15 protein-coding genes are annotated in these 13,756 nt (G+C 57.1%); 5 read left to right on the forward strand and 10 right to left on the reverse strand.

The window, feature by feature from the left end:
- Positions 1 to 29: 29 nt before the first annotated feature.
- The 6 genes from E4S61_RS23685 to E4S61_RS23710 form a co-directional block, all read right to left on the reverse strand.
- On the reverse strand, positions 30 to 1,262 hold the full coding sequence (locus tag E4S61_RS23685; RefSeq protein ID WP_135306277.1) for a tyrosine-type recombinase/integrase: 1,233 nt from the start codon (positions 1,260 to 1,262) through the stop codon (positions 30 to 32).
- Between the two features lie 453 nt (positions 1,263 to 1,715).
- On the reverse strand, positions 1,716 to 3,392 hold the full coding sequence (locus tag E4S61_RS23690; RefSeq protein WP_135306278.1) for a transposase: 1,677 nt from the start codon (positions 3,390 to 3,392) through the stop codon (positions 1,716 to 1,718).
- Between the two features lie 104 nt (positions 3,393 to 3,496).
- Complete coding sequence (locus E4S61_RS23695) at positions 3,497 to 3,937, reverse strand: arsenate-mycothiol transferase ArsC (protein WP_135306279.1); 441 nt, start codon at positions 3,935 to 3,937, stop codon at positions 3,497 to 3,499.
- Complete coding sequence (locus tag E4S61_RS23700; RefSeq protein ID WP_167768626.1) at positions 3,930 to 4,400, reverse strand: arsenate-mycothiol transferase ArsC; 471 nt, start codon at positions 4,398 to 4,400, stop codon at positions 3,930 to 3,932. The genes E4S61_RS23695 and E4S61_RS23700 overlap by 8 nt, the downstream gene beginning before the upstream one ends.
- Before the next feature lie 14 nt (positions 4,401 to 4,414).
- Positions 4,415 to 5,581 carry an ACR3 family arsenite efflux transporter gene (arsB, locus tag E4S61_RS23705; protein WP_135306281.1) on the reverse strand — a complete coding sequence of 389 codons (1,167 nt, stop codon included), beginning with the start codon at positions 5,579 to 5,581 and terminating at the stop codon, positions 4,415 to 4,417.
- A complete protein-coding gene (locus E4S61_RS23710; protein ID WP_135306282.1) occupies positions 5,574 to 5,972 on the reverse strand; it encodes an ArsR/SmtB family transcription factor in 399 nt (132 codons plus the stop codon). The genes arsB and E4S61_RS23710 overlap by 8 nt, the downstream gene beginning before the upstream one ends.
- Positions 5,973 to 6,114: 142 nt before the next feature.
- On the opposite strand from E4S61_RS23710, the gene E4S61_RS23715 reads away from it, so the two are divergent.
- Positions 6,115 to 6,534: a RidA family protein gene (locus E4S61_RS23715; protein WP_135306283.1), complete on the forward strand. Its 420-nt coding sequence runs from the start codon at positions 6,115 to 6,117 to the stop codon at positions 6,532 to 6,534.
- Between the two features lie 285 nt (positions 6,535 to 6,819).
- Here the strand turns inward: E4S61_RS23715 and E4S61_RS23720 are convergent, their stop codons facing one another.
- Positions 6,820 to 7,305, reverse strand: coding sequence for a hypothetical protein (locus tag E4S61_RS23720; RefSeq protein WP_121513335.1), 486 nt, complete (start codon positions 7,303 to 7,305; stop codon positions 6,820 to 6,822).
- The gene (locus E4S61_RS23725; RefSeq protein WP_128904668.1) at positions 7,298 to 8,170 is read right to left on the reverse strand and encodes a ParA family protein; all 873 of its coding nucleotides are present in this window, start codon (positions 8,168 to 8,170) and stop codon (positions 7,298 to 7,300) included. The genes E4S61_RS23720 and E4S61_RS23725 overlap by 8 nt, the downstream gene beginning before the upstream one ends.
- Positions 8,171 to 8,663: 493 nt before the next feature.
- Here E4S61_RS23725 and E4S61_RS23730 point away from each other — a divergent pair, with 493 nt between their 5' ends.
- Positions 8,664 to 9,338 carry a helix-turn-helix domain-containing protein gene (locus E4S61_RS23730; RefSeq protein ID WP_135306284.1) on the forward strand — a complete coding sequence of 225 codons (675 nt, stop codon included), beginning with the start codon at positions 8,664 to 8,666 and terminating at the stop codon, positions 9,336 to 9,338.
- Positions 9,339 to 9,403: 65 nt separating this feature from the next.
- On the opposite strand, the gene E4S61_RS23735 is transcribed toward E4S61_RS23730, so the two are convergent.
- Positions 9,404 to 10,588: a restriction endonuclease gene (locus tag E4S61_RS23735; RefSeq protein ID WP_135306285.1), complete on the reverse strand. Its 1,185-nt coding sequence runs from the start codon at positions 10,586 to 10,588 to the stop codon at positions 9,404 to 9,406.
- Between the two features lie 126 nt (positions 10,589 to 10,714).
- On the opposite strand from E4S61_RS23735, the gene E4S61_RS23740 reads away from it, so the two are divergent.
- The 3 genes from E4S61_RS23740 (at position 10,715) to E4S61_RS26025 (ending at position 13,077) form a co-directional block, all read left to right on the forward strand.
- Positions 10,715 to 11,260, forward strand: a complete 546-nt coding sequence (locus tag E4S61_RS23740) for a hypothetical protein (RefSeq protein WP_135306286.1) — start codon at positions 10,715 to 10,717, stop codon at positions 11,258 to 11,260.
- Positions 11,247 to 12,617 (forward strand): hypothetical protein, encoded by a 1,371-nt coding sequence (locus E4S61_RS23745; RefSeq protein WP_135306287.1) that lies wholly within the window; start codon positions 11,247 to 11,249, stop codon positions 12,615 to 12,617. Before E4S61_RS23740 ends, E4S61_RS23745 begins: the two co-directional genes overlap by 14 nt.
- 277 nt (positions 12,618 to 12,894) lie before the next feature.
- Positions 12,895 to 13,077 (forward strand): hypothetical protein, encoded by a 183-nt coding sequence (locus E4S61_RS26025; RefSeq protein ID WP_209309596.1) that lies wholly within the window; start codon positions 12,895 to 12,897, stop codon positions 13,075 to 13,077.
- A 189-nt stretch (positions 13,078 to 13,266) separates the two neighbouring features.
- Here the strand turns inward: E4S61_RS26025 and E4S61_RS23755 are convergent, their stop codons facing one another.
- Positions 13,267 to 13,701 (reverse strand): TRAM domain-containing protein, encoded by a 435-nt coding sequence (locus E4S61_RS23755; protein ID WP_135306288.1) that lies wholly within the window; start codon positions 13,699 to 13,701, stop codon positions 13,267 to 13,269.
- Positions 13,702 to 13,756: the final 55 nt, after the last annotated feature.

The following is a 13,756-nucleotide window of genomic DNA, read 5'->3' on the forward strand; positions in this document are numbered from 1 at the left end:
GGTCTACCCCTCACACTCGAAATATGTTACTACGGTATACTATCGATCTCCTCGAGCGCCTCAGTAGCGACATTACCGAGTTCTCCGGCCTCGATATGTGAATACCGCTCTCTCACCATCTCCTCTGAATTGTCGAGATACCGGGCGGCAACCGTGTATCCGAATGCTCGAACGAGAACTTCTCCCATCCCACGCCGACCACCGTGCGGGGCGAGATAGTCGTGTTTCGGATGGTCGATATCGATCTCTGCGGCCTCAGAGAGGCGTTGGAGAATCGACCGTGCGCCGTCCGTCGTGATCGACGGCGGCCGAATATCCTCATCGAGCGCCAGGAGGAGGTCGCGAGCGTACTCCCCACGGCGTTCGGCGATTGCCTCCGTATGTTCTCCTCGGTCGGCGAGATCATCCTGGACGAGCCCTGCGAGCGTCCGCTGGTCGAACGTGGGAAACACCGGCCAGCGCTCCGTCGGTGGGTCCATCAGCTGGCGGTAGCTCCGTAGCGGCGAGATCACCGGGTCGGGGAGACTCGCGGCGTCCCATTGCTGTTTCTTCCGGTAGACGTCCATACTCCCGTCGTCGAGGGAGAGGTCCTCCCAACGGACGCCGCGCCGGCGCGGGTCGTTCGGATCGCGGAGGAGTTCTCCGACGCGGACGGCGGTGTACGCGAGGACGAACACCAGCGCCCGGTCACGAGCCGCCTTCAGCGCCGCGTAGCGTGCTCGCTGCTTGTCGAGGGGGTCAGTACCCTCCGGGAGTGTCGTGTACGTCTCGACGGCGTCGCGGGCCCGTTCGTCGACGTGGCGAGTGAGGGCGTGGCGCTGTTCGGACGTCCAGGCCTGTTGGTCTCCGGGCTTGCGGCCGTCGTCCTCCGGTAACGGTGCCATCGCACTCGCCCGCTGCGCGTAATGCGCCTCGAGATACCCTTCGTTGACACACCACCCACACCAGGCAGAGATATAGCGGTAATAGGTTTGTACCGTGTTCTGCTTGAGTCCCCGATCTCCACCGAGATGCCGGGCGTACTCCCGGAACACGCGTTCGTCGAGATCGTCGAAGGTCGGCTCGCGGTCGATGTCGTCGGGGACGATCCCGGTCCAGTCGTCGGCGCCGCGGTCGCCGGCGGCCCACTCGGCAAACCGTTCGAGCTCGCGGGCAGCGTTACGTCGATAGTTCCCACCGTCGCCGCCGCGGCCTTTCCCCTTGTCTTGGAGGTAGCGCTCGAAGCTGTCGTCGAGCGGCGTCGAAAGCGCTGGGTCAGGCATTCACCGGCCCTCCACCGTCCTGCGGGCCCGGTCTCGGTGCCTCTACCCCGGGGGAAGCGCCGTCTTGAGGCGGTTGCAGCATTCGTGCTTCACCGACGGCGGCGGGGTACTTCAAAGTGGGCGTGATTACGAGCATAATCAGGACCATCAGGGTTAGATCCGAAATGCGTCGGTTTCGACGGTTTCCAGGTCCCTATCCGTTGAGTAGTCGATACCCATACTAGTATAAAGTATATTCTGCTATATCAAATTCTGGGCGTTGGAAGTTGAGACTACACCGGGTTTAGCGGGCCTATGATGAGTGTTTTCAGCCGAATCAGTGAACAGAAGTTGCTTCAGATCACCCTTCGTTCGCTTCTTCCTGTCGTACTAACAACCAGATAGTCGTTTTCCTGAGATTCTCGATAGCGTTGCCACTCGGGAATCTGCGCTCACCCAGGAGTGAGGGCCCTGCTATCCGATCCCAGTTTCCTTCTTCAGCAGCGTCAATGTGTTATCAGCCGTCACGATCGGCGAATGCTCGTACTCACCTGTCAACTCGACCTGGACGAGCAAATCAACCGCTCGCCAAATCGAGTACAGGAGACACGCAAACGCGAAGTAGAAGAAGCGGAGTCCGAAATTTTTCGATGTCGTCGCGGCCATGAATCGCTTAATCGACCTGTACCCACTCTCGATTTCCCACCGGTAGCCGTACTCCGTGAGGTGCCCGCTCCCTCGGTTCGTCATGAACACCGAAAACTGACGGTGATCGTCGTGGTCTGAGTCCTCTTTTCGCCGATAGATCAGCGTCGTCTCGTGCCACTCATTCTTGCCGAGATGGAGTTTACGGTCCGTCTCGTACCGATCTTGATCGCGCTGGAGTAACCGCTTTGCCTGGGCCTTCTCGCTGGTCTGCATCCGCTTCGGAACGACGTACGTGAGCTCGCGTTGGCTGACCATCTCTAGGACGTGTTGGCTGTCGAACTCCCGGTCCATCAGCACATTGTCGACGTTGACGAGTTCTTCAGCCGAGTCGAGCAGGTCTTCGACAATCTCCAAGCGACTCTCGCCTCTACGTACAGGACGAGCGTCCAGGACAATCGGGACCGCATTGCCGACTAACTGCACCGTCGCCCACTGATAGGCGTACTCATCGCTCTGCTCTTTGGTCCCGAGAATCTCGTCTTCATGGCCTGTGCGGTCGCCTGTGAACGGCTCGGCTTCGGTGATGTCGATGGCGACGATACCAGCTCGAAAGAACTCCTCCGTCTCCGCCGCCTCGCCCAATAATCGGCCGATAGCCTGTCGGTACATTTCCCGAATCTGTTCGATGGAGAGGTCTCGAAGGTGTTCACGATGAGCGTGGCCCAGTGGTGTTCGCTCTCTAGTCGATTCGTAGGTGAAGCTGCGAGCGCCCTCGTTGGCGGCTAAGTTTTCTCGGAGGCCCAGATACGTTTGTAGGTCCCAATATGCGTTCTCGTGTATCTCACAGCCCTCGTCACGGTCCAACGAGAACGCTGGGAAGACGACGCGGCTGACGTGGTCAGTGAGCTTCTCCGCCTGGTCCAAGACAGTCTGGTCGTCCGGTTCCGGCTCGTCAGAATCGTCGAGGCGGTGTTGCAGCTTTCGCTCTGGTTCATGGGGAACATCGACGCCCGCATTCTGAGCCTTAATCAGAATCGTTCGAGCAGCGGTCTCGACGGTTTCGCGAAGGTCTGTGGTGAAGCGTTGGTTCCAGCTGCGCCACAGCGTCGACTGATCAGGAACCGTGTCCAACCCGATTCCCTCACTGAGTTTTGGGTGAGAACCGAGATACTCGACCAGGGGTGTTTCGTGGTCCCATCCGTGAAGTTCCTTCAGGACGAACACGCGAAAGAGCGTGTCCATCTCGTAGCGTGTTAGCCCTCCATAGCAGTCATGCGTGTTGAACCGAAAGTAGGCTAGCGGGAGTTCACAGACGAACTCCTCGACTGAGACGTGGCTATCGTGTCTGAACCACGTCGCCGAGACAACGCGAATATCCGATTCCAATCCTGCAAGTGAGGTTCTATCGTACAGTGGTGTCGAATCATACACCGGATAATCAACGTGTGACTGCCGTGCAATCCGACGAAACACGGTTCGGTTAGACTTTGGGGATTGGGACATTACCAAGTGTTGAGCCAAAACAGGGTCAAGAGTGCCTCATATCTGCGTCTAAGATAGAACAACGAGATCAACACCGCAGGTACCGATCGGTGTGACGAGGGTTGCTACGTCGATCCGAGTTCATCGAAGAGGTCGTTTACCCGTCGTTCGATTTCGTCGCGGATGCGACCGACCTCAGCAGCCGACTTCCCGTCCGGGTCGTCGAGATTCCAGTCACGGTTCTCGCCCGCCCATCCCGCGGGACAGACGTCGTCGGCCGAACAACCCATCGTGATGACGTAATCGCTCCCCTGTGTTTCCTCGAACGCGATCTCCCGAGGTGTCCGTCCCGAGATATCGATGCCAACTGCGTGCATCGCCCGAACCACCTCGTCGTGGACATGGTCAGCAGGGCGTGTTCCACCAGTTATGATTTCGATTTCGTCCTGGAGTCCTCGCTGTTCAACTTCTCGCTGTGCGAGCGCGTAGGCCATCTGCGAGCGACCTGCGTTCTGCACGCAGACGAAGGCAATTCTCAGCGGTTCGGATTCTGTGTTCTCATTCATGTGTTACGTAGTTCGCGCGACGCTCCGCCTGTGTCGGCAGCTCGTCGAAAAGTTCGATCACCTGCTGTTCGATTTCGGTACTGATCGCCCAGACAGACTCCCGATCGGAGTCTACTGGGTCGACAAACCCCCAGTCTCGAACGACGACTCCGGGTGGAAGGTCCTCGATTGACAGTGCACAGCCCATCAATACGATAAAATCGCACGCCTCGAGCGACTCACGGGTGATCTTCGTCGGTGACCGGTCAGATAAGTCGTAGCCTTTCTCAGACATCACCTCTATGACGGTCGGATGTATCGCGACAGCGGGATCGGTCCCACCAGAAACGATCTCGATGTCACTTCGCATCTGAACCTGAACTTGGGTTTCGGCGAGCGCGGCGGCGATCTGGCTCCGGCCTGCGTTCTGCACGCAGACGAACCCGAGGCGAAGCGGACCGAGGGTGTCTGTGTGTGATACCATCAGTGGCTCCCCCATCAGTCGTCTTCAGCGGGCGGTGGGGAGGAAGAGGTGCTGAGCTGTCCGGTTGTGGCACCACTCCAGTCGAACTTGCGCTGGAAGTACAGCGCCACGTTGACCAACGCTAATAGGACCGGGACCTCGATGAGCGGGCCGACGACGGTGGTGAAGGCGACGCCGGAGCCGACACCGAACACCGCGACCGCCACCGCAATCGCGAGTTCGAAGTTGTTCGAGGCGGCGGTGAACCCAATGGCCGTCGTCGTCGAGTAATCCGCGCCGATGCCCCTACCCATCCCGAAGCTGACGAGGAACATCACGACGAAGTAGATCGTCAGCGGGACGGCGATCAGGAGGACGTCACCGGGCGAGGCGACGATGTTCTCGCCTTGCGTGGCGAACATCACGATGACCGTAAAGAGGAGCGCAACGAGCGTGACTGGGTCGATCTTGGGGACCAACGTCTCGTCGTACCACTCCTCGCTCTTGGCTCGCGTGCCGATGTACCGCGTGAGGAACCCGCCGATGAACGGGATGCCGAGGAAAATAACGATCGCCTGGAACACCTGCATCGGCGTCACATTGAACGTCTCGATGCCCGCGACGAGCGTTTCCATCCCGAGCAGTGGCGGGAGGAATAGCCCGAAGAACCAGACGTAGACACCGTACGTGACGATCTGGAAGAGGCTGTTGAACGCGACCAGCCCAGTCACGTACTCCGTCGAGCCTTCTGCGAGTTCGTTCCAGACGAGGACCATCGCGATACAGCGGGCCATTCCGATGAACACGAGGCCGAGGAAGAACTCGGGACGAGCAGGCAGGCCAGGCACGAGTCCACTGAAGAAGATCACAGCGAGTCCGAACATAAGCGTCGGGCCGATCAACCAGTTTTGAATTAGGCTTAGTCCGAGCACACGCCAGTTGCTGAACACGGCCCGCAGTTGGGAGTAGTCAGCCTTCGCCAGCGGCGGATACATCATCGCGATGAGGCCGATTTCGACGAGATGGAAGTCCTGAATCGGCTGGGTTACCGACGGGGCGACGAATCCGAGTCCCACGCCGACGGCCATCGCACCGAGAATCCAGACGGTGAGGTACTTATCGAGGAAGTCCATCGACCGCGGGTCGCCACAGCTCTCACAGTCGCAGTTCGGCCCATGGTCGTGAGCATCGACGTTACTCATCGGTCACGCTCCCCTCGAGGACAGTGATAAGCGCGACAGCCCGGTTTGTTGCACGGTACTTCTTCCACCGGCCATCTTTTCGGCCCGAAACGAGTCCTGCATCGAGAAGTTTCGAGAGCGCGTGGCTGAGCCCGCTCTCGGTCACGTCGACGACCGCATTCAGTTCACAGACGCAGAGTTCCTCTTGTGCGGCAACGAGCACACGGACGAGCGTATATCGTGTCTCGTTGGAGAGTGCTGAGAGCACATCGAGTTCAGCGTTCACCTGCGCTGTCCCGAGTGCTGCTTCGAGGGTGCTGAGTTCGTCGAGGCGGCGCTCAACATCCTCGTTGCGACACTCCCCGAGTTCATCATCGAGATAGCGGCGAAGTCGTTCTGTAGTTTGTGCCATCAATATCGACTTGAGTAGATTCTCAATTAATTGTTGCGGTATAGCCGAGGTATTGTTCACTCAAGCGCCTCACAGTGCGGTGGTGCTCGAGAATCGAGAACAGACGGAAAACATTATACTTGAATATACTCTAAATCAAAATATGGAGGCGAACTCAGTGACCGAATCACAGCTAAGTCGTGCCAGTGAGAGTAGCCGCAAGCAGCGTGACGGAACAAAATTTATCGGCGGCTATGGCAAGAAAACGGGAGATTCGGACCTCCTCTTCATCGAAGGCCAACTGCCGGAGGATGGAGACCGGATCGCGAGCGATGCATCCCCTGTGCGTCAGCTCGAATTGTGTTTAGGAAACCTCGAAACCCAGCTTGAACGGCACGGGAAAGAAATGAGTGACGTTCTGCAGCTCACCCTGTATCTCGCTGAGATGGATGCATACGAGCGTGTGAATGACGCCTATGAGCAGTACTTTGATGAGACGTATCCAGCCCGAACGACGATCGGCGTCTGTGAACTGCTCGGCGATGCTGCAGTTACCGTGGATGCCGTCGTCGCCATCGAATAGAGCCGAGAGGTCGTTGCAGCTACCTTCACGGATAAGTTGGATCAGATAAACGGGCGATGTTCGCCACCGGTTTCATCCCGCCCAGTATCTACCCAATTCTATACCAATAGAGTCGAGCGGAACCGTATGCATTGAGACTGCCAGTCTCAACTGTTGCGCGACCGCCGTTCGGACCCGGTTCTGAGAATAATCGCAAGACTGCAAGCAGATAGCTTGCTACACAATCTGCATAATGTACAATGCGCACAAAATTTGAATGGTGAGGAAAATCAGCCAAATCCAATGTTAGTCGTTCGTAGCTTGCTCGCTCAGCATCTCAACAACTTCCTGAACACGTTCCTCATCGGCTTCGATACCACGCTCCCGGAGGATCTGGAGGGCAACCTCATCACCGTGGTCCGCAATTACCCGGAGACACGCATCTTGAAACTCTCTTCCCTCAAACTCGGGAACATCAAACATAGAACACGCAGCAGTTACCGATGATCGCATCCGGGTGACGCCATCCCACGTGTCCTCCCGGACATAGAAGCCGTGCATATCGGTCTCATCAAAGGAGAAGGCCGGTCCACCGGTGGATTCGTCCACATCCTCCTCATCCTGCTCAGGAATGGACTCAGTCTCCGACTCTGTGTCCTCAGTAGTTATCTCTTCATCCGGTTGCGGTTCATCCTGGGCGTCAGTACGTTCGTCGTCATCCGATTCGGCTCCTTCCTCCGTTTGTTTGAGCTGTTCAGCGACGTCCCCGAAACGGTCGTCCTCATTAGGCATGGCTGTGTTCCTCCACGAGGTCCGCTAAGTGATCGAAATTCGGGATCTGGTCGCAATCTTCGTCGAACTCCGAGACCGGCATTCCTTGCTTGAACGCGCGAGAAATCGCGGTCCGTTCGCGAATCCCTGGCTTCGGAATACTATCGATGGTGCGTTCCGAATCATCGAGGGCATCGAAGATCTCCGGGTCCACACGAGCGTACTCGGGGACGAATGAACCGAACTCCCGGTTGAGATTTTCAACGAGAGTCCGATGCTCGTTGCGTTGTCCCATTGTTTCGCGAATCATATTCGGAGTGACTGCGAGGATATCCAACCCGATATTCTGCCGGATTGGGGAGATCTGGCGTTCAATCATCTTATTGAGGCCGTTGATCGAGCCAGCACGCGGGATTAGCGGGATTATGACGCGCTGGACGGCGATGAGGGCGTTGTCGGAGAGTTTCCCACGGCCGCCTGCGGCATCAATTATCACGTAGTCGTATCCGTTTTGAATGAGCGGATCGACAACGTTCCGTCGAAGCTTCACGTCTGCGAACCGTTCGTCCTTCAGCCTCGTCTCGACGTTCTCGAGCTCGTTACTCGACGGGAGTAGGTGAACGCCGAAGTCCGTCTCGATAAGCAGGTCTTCAGGGTCCTCACCATCGATAAGGGCGTCACCGAGGTTCGCATCTCGGTCGTACGCATCGTCGTATCCCAACTGGGTCGTCATATGCCCGTCCTTATCCAGATCCAATAGTACCGTCTCATGGCCACGAGCAGCGAGTCGATCAGCGATGTTGAGCGCGATCGTGGATTTCCCTACCCCTCCCTTGAGCAACGAGACAGCTGCTCCGGGGAGCCCTTCAAACTCGTCAGCACTCATAGCTCAGCACCCCGTAAGCAGCGGATTTTGTACATTTTGTAGGTAATGTACATTGGGTAGATGTTGAAGGTTGCGCGAGTTTTGTCGATAATGTAAGTTTCGTACTGGTCATACGCGGTCAATGAAGTTCATCCACCTTAATTCTGTGTCAGACAGATTGCGTACGACATTCACACAATCTACATTTTGTACATTATGTAGATTGTTGGCTCAATCTCAATTGTCATAGTCACCGTCGACTCTACGCAATCTACATAATTTAGATTATCAGCATTTCATACGTATTCATCGCAATCTTTGTCACCCACACGAATCAATTGAAGAAGCCCAATTTGCATTATCTACATTATCCACATTATGCGGATTGGCTATGAGATCTACATTCTTCAGTCATTCAATAGGAGAGTCCTGAGTAATAGAACTCAGACAGAGCCGTCCTACCCCGTCCTCTAGTAAGACTTTTAACTGTTACTGAGTTATTGGTAACTACCAGATGTACGAGGTTCTCGACGACACCGCGGCGCAGGTCATCCTCGCTATCGAGAGTGGTGACTCCATCCGCCGTGTCGCCCAACACCTCCACACACCGTACGAGACGGTGAGACAGGCCGTCAATCGGCTGGAAGACGCAGGCTACGTTTCCTATGACGACGGCCTCACTGTCGTCGACGAGCGCGTACGCGACGCAGCACTCGAGCTCGTCGCTGCCAGCGCCGGCGTCAGTCCACCATCCATCGAGGAGGCCTACGTCATCCCGCAGTTCGGTGACTGGCCGTTCGCGTTCACGCGGATCGACGCCGTCTACGTGTGGACTCAGGGCGGCTACCAGGTCGGTCGCGAGCCCGACGACTATCCACTATTCCTCGCTGTTCGTGAGCAGGACGTCGACGCCTGGGAGACGTTTTTCGAGTCGTTCGGCCTCTCCACTGCATTCGAACGACAACCCGGAGACGAGTTGGACGGACCGCTACAGATCGTCCTCGAGCCACGTCCCTCACTCGACATCGAACACGTCGAGGGGTACCCGGTGATCCCGAGAGCAGAGACAATCGAGTATATGCGCGAAAACTACGCTCAGTTCCAGTCTGGGCTTGCGATGCTCGACCGGATGTACGAGGACCTCGATCTCGGCATCACCGACAGGAAGACTGAGCGAGTCCAGTCATAAGTTTCGGCAATCGGAGTGGCACCCATCGAACTCCTACGGTTCACAGTGATTTCTAAGTCGGCCGTTCAGCCCCCAGAAGGGAACTGGCCAATATCCCCGAACCGGACTGTCGGTCCCATCCAGTTCCCGTCTTCGTCGTAATGGAGGTTGACGTTCCAGCCGAGTTCCTGCCAGATCTCCGTGAGCGGGTTGCGTAGCGAGTCGGTGACGTCGGCCTCGGCCAGCGGGATTTCAGCCAGGTCGGTCGTGTACCGGTCCGTCCGCAACGGCTGCTGCACCGCCGGTCCCGATATCCGGGTTTCGTACGCGATGGTCGCGCCCTTGGCGTCCAGCAGGCTGATAAAGCAGAACACGGTTCCGGTCACACCCATCTCCTTCAATGCGCGGATCCCGGCCTGCACCGCGATGCCCGCCTTGCAGTCCAGCGACTTGTCGGTGTCCCGGGCGTTATTCAACAGGAGGCCGTCCTGCTCGTCCTCACGGAACACCCACGTATCCACCGCCTCGTACAACCCGTCTTTCTGCAGGTACGTGTAGGACTTGTACGGCTGTCCCATCCGTCCGCCCGCGTTCAGCTTCCCCTTCCCCACGGTCTCGGTGCCGGGATGGACGTTCAGCTTGCCCATCCGGGGAAGTCCGGGGAGATCGTCGGATTGTTGGACGTAGTTCCCGCTGAAAACGCCGTTCGGAATCAGGTGGACGACCGCTGTCGGGCCTTCCTCCAAGTCGCTGGCCACGCCTTCCCGGTTGGAAATCAGGTCAAGGCGTTCGTCCCGTAGATCGATGATCTGGTCCAGATGGTCGTCGTTCCGCTTCGGGTTGAATCCGAAGTGCCGCTCCGCGAGGTCCGGTCGTTCGTGACCGGTGATCCCGATGATATGCCGCCGGTGCAGGATTTTCAGATCCCATCCATACTCTTCTTCGATCTCTGCCTCCATATCCAGTTCCTGCTGTCCGGTGACGCGCTGGTTCGTCACGAACACCAAGAGGTCGAAGGACTCGCTCTGCTCCTCCTCGAGTTCCTCCACGCTTTCGGCGTCGTCGCGGAGCTTCCCTCTCCAGTTGTTGTCGACGCTGGCATGGCCGATTCCCTTTCGGCCGTTGATCTCGATGCGAGCATCCCAGCCGCCGTCGGTTCCGATCACACCGCTTTCGTGAACGTCGTAACCTTCGTTCCGCAGTACCTCGCCGGCGATCTTCTCGAAGGTTGTTCCGTCGACGGTGTCGACGGCCCACTCGAGTTTATCCATGCCCAGTTTTCACTGCGGTTGATAAATAACCGTTTGCTCAACCAGCACCGCTGTTTTAGAGGAAGATGATTGTATTCTTCGCTATCACTTAACTGGCAGGAGGTCCGAGGTTCGATCATTCAACGGATGACCGGGGAAGACGACAAGTTCACGGAGTGGATTGACGAGTTCCACGAGAAGGACCGAGAACATCAGATTGAGCGGATGGAGTGGATCGATAAACACCACCCAAACACGGATGGGTACCGGGCCTTTCACGGCGGCTTCTCATCCTCCAATCTCTACGAAGAAGCACAGCAGGCCTACCTCTTCGGCCTGTTCCAAACCAGTATGATCAGCGCTCTCTCAGTGGTCGAACAGGAACTGATCGGCATCCTATATGGGGCGGGAGATGACGAGATCAAGGAGAAGGGTGCTGCCGCAGCGATCGACGAAGCCGCATCGCGCCACCTCATAACACCGGAACAGAAACAGGTCCTACATCGGGTGCGGAGGGTCCGGAACCCGACTGCCCATTTCCGTCTGTGCGTGGACGATGATTCACTGGAGGGTCGCGCAATCAACCAAAATACCGCACCATTCGACTTGATGAAGGAAGAGGCCCAGACAGCTTTGAAGGCCATGTTCAGTGTGATCGGGAACGGCGATGAGGGACTGAATGGATATCTCTGACTTCGCCGATGTGGCGGATTCTGACGACCAGCTTGAGGAACTGGTGCACGACCTGCTCGACGCGGCTGCGGACATCCTCGTCGACGTCGACCTGCCGCGGACGCAGGTTTCCGAACTACAGGGAACGGGCGGCGAAGCCAAGCACGTCCGGATCGAACGCCCCAGCCTCGGCCCGGTTGTTCGAGACGTTGAGTGGTTAGACGACGTTGATGAAGCCATCGACTTTGCGGACCATCTTAGCGAGGAGTACGACTATTCCATCGACCAGCACTACCTGACTAACCTGTTCAAAGACTCGTTCGGCCGAGCCGGACAGCACCTAGATTCGTACCAGGAACAAGAAGACCGGATAACCAAGAACATCATCGCAGACGTCCACGACCAGGGGAAGGCTGAGCTGATCGCCCCCTTGGAAGGATTGGACATCGAAACCGACCGGGTGCGCATCCGGGACGGGGTCGAGGTCCGCGACTACGAGGACGGCGTGGTCCTGGGCGAGGACTCCCTCCCACTTATGTCCGATACGTTCGGCGGCCGGCACCGTGTGTACAACGACTCCTACCTCCGCATTGAGTTCACAGAGAATGACTTACTGGCAAAGGTGCCGATGCAGGCGATCAACCTATACACGTTGGCGATCAGCCTATCGCTCGGCGGGTTGGTGCGCGACCTTCGTACCTACATCAGTCCTGTAACGTACAGCATGCACAAGTGGGGGCGGAAGATGTCATCCGGCCAGCCCACCGGGTTCGGAGTTGAAATCACCGAGAAGAACGGTCCGCAGATACAGGCCACCTTGGACCTGCTGGAACCGTACTTCGAGTTGTCCTCGGAACCGTACGAGACGCCGTACGCAGCCTTCTACAATTTCAGTGGTCCAGGAAACCTCGCTATCAGCCACTACGGCAGGGCGATCAACACGTGGAGCATCCCGGATAACACGGTCACGTTCACGATTCTCGGCCTAGAATCACTGTTCATTCAGCACACCGCTGGCGAAACCCCGAGCAGAGACGTACCACGGTACGCCGGTTTTCTCATCGGGAACGCCGTAGACATGTTCGACCCGATCACCGTCGCCGACTACATCAGCAGCGGTTACGAACTCCGGAACCAGTGGGCTCACGGCGGGAAGCCCGACCGTGAACCAAGCGAACTGGAGGCGTGGTTGTGGGCGATTCTCCGCGCCGCGATATACGTCTTCTACTGGCTCGACACCTACACGTCACTGCTTGACCAAGGACTTCCGCTGGATGACGCATTGATCGACGGAGAAACCAGAGAGTCGGTGAAAGCGGAGCTGGACACGTTCGATGTCACAGAGTACATGGAAGTCGAGTATCTGAAAACCGACTGACGACGAATAACCGCTGGTCTACAGTTCGTTCGGCAGGAGGTCGGTGATTGACGCCTCGAACGCTTGCTCATCGTCGACGGCTCCGCGCACCACGAGGCCGTCAGATCCGTACTCGGCCAGTAACTGCGGCATGCGCCGCACACCGAGATCTCTCCTTCTTCGGCGTGCACGGTCGCGGCTACGACCTGGTCCACACCGTCCGCAACGCCATGAACACGACCAAGTCGACCGTCACTAATACGCGGATGTCCGTTGCTGGATTTCGTTCCCGTTCAGTATGGGCACCGTGCTCGCGGAGGAACTCATCAATACGATCAGTATGGGAATCCGCATCCTCTCTATCGACGTGAACGACCAACGTAGGATGCTCCGCGTCGCTATTTTCAATGACGAGGGAGACATCTTTGAACTAGTCCGGCTGTCTGTACGCCTAAAACTCATCGGCGACCTGGTCGGCTAGGTCGTCAAGCACCTCGGTCGGTTCCTTTGTCATAGATTGAAGTTCGGCCTTGGAAGGTTGTGCCATCGCGAACGGGTGGAGAAAGCGTGAATTGCCTTTCAGAACCACCTCCATCAAACCAACTCGAATGGAGCTTTCACACACCGATGATTTACCGAGGAGAAGACCGAGCCACAGAATTACAGCGGGTTAGAGCGCTCGTGGGTCGCTATCGATGATCCTCGCAAACGCGACGTTCTCCTGAACTTGTTCGATTTCGACTGTTGGCTCGTCGCCGGGTTGAGCGCCGGGAACGATCACGACGTACCCCCGTTCGACTTTTGCAATACCGTCTCCCTGATCCCCGACGGTTTCGATTGTCACGTCGCGCACCTCGCCCTCATCAACAGGAGGTTTCGAGGGGGATTGGTTCTTAATCTCGTGAGAAGGAGGCTGTTGTGACTCCGGTTGCATCGACGACGCTGTCGAGACTTGGGACTCTAGAATGGCCACTCGATACGTTTCGTTTGCTGACAACGCTTCATGATCCACTTCACTCGAAGGGATTTCTACTAAGTACGTTCCATCCTCTTCTTCGATCTGAGTACTAAACAGAGAACAAAGGGAGCTTGGGATTTCGACCATTTCTATTTATATGAGCCTTCACGGTAATAATTAGCGTCTGTGATGACCACCGATT

The sequence above is a fragment of the Haloarcula amylovorans genome (assembly GCF_004681185.1).
In the GTDB taxonomy this organism is placed as follows: Archaea; Halobacteriota; Halobacteria; order Halobacteriales; family Haloarculaceae; genus Haloarcula; species Haloarcula amylovorans.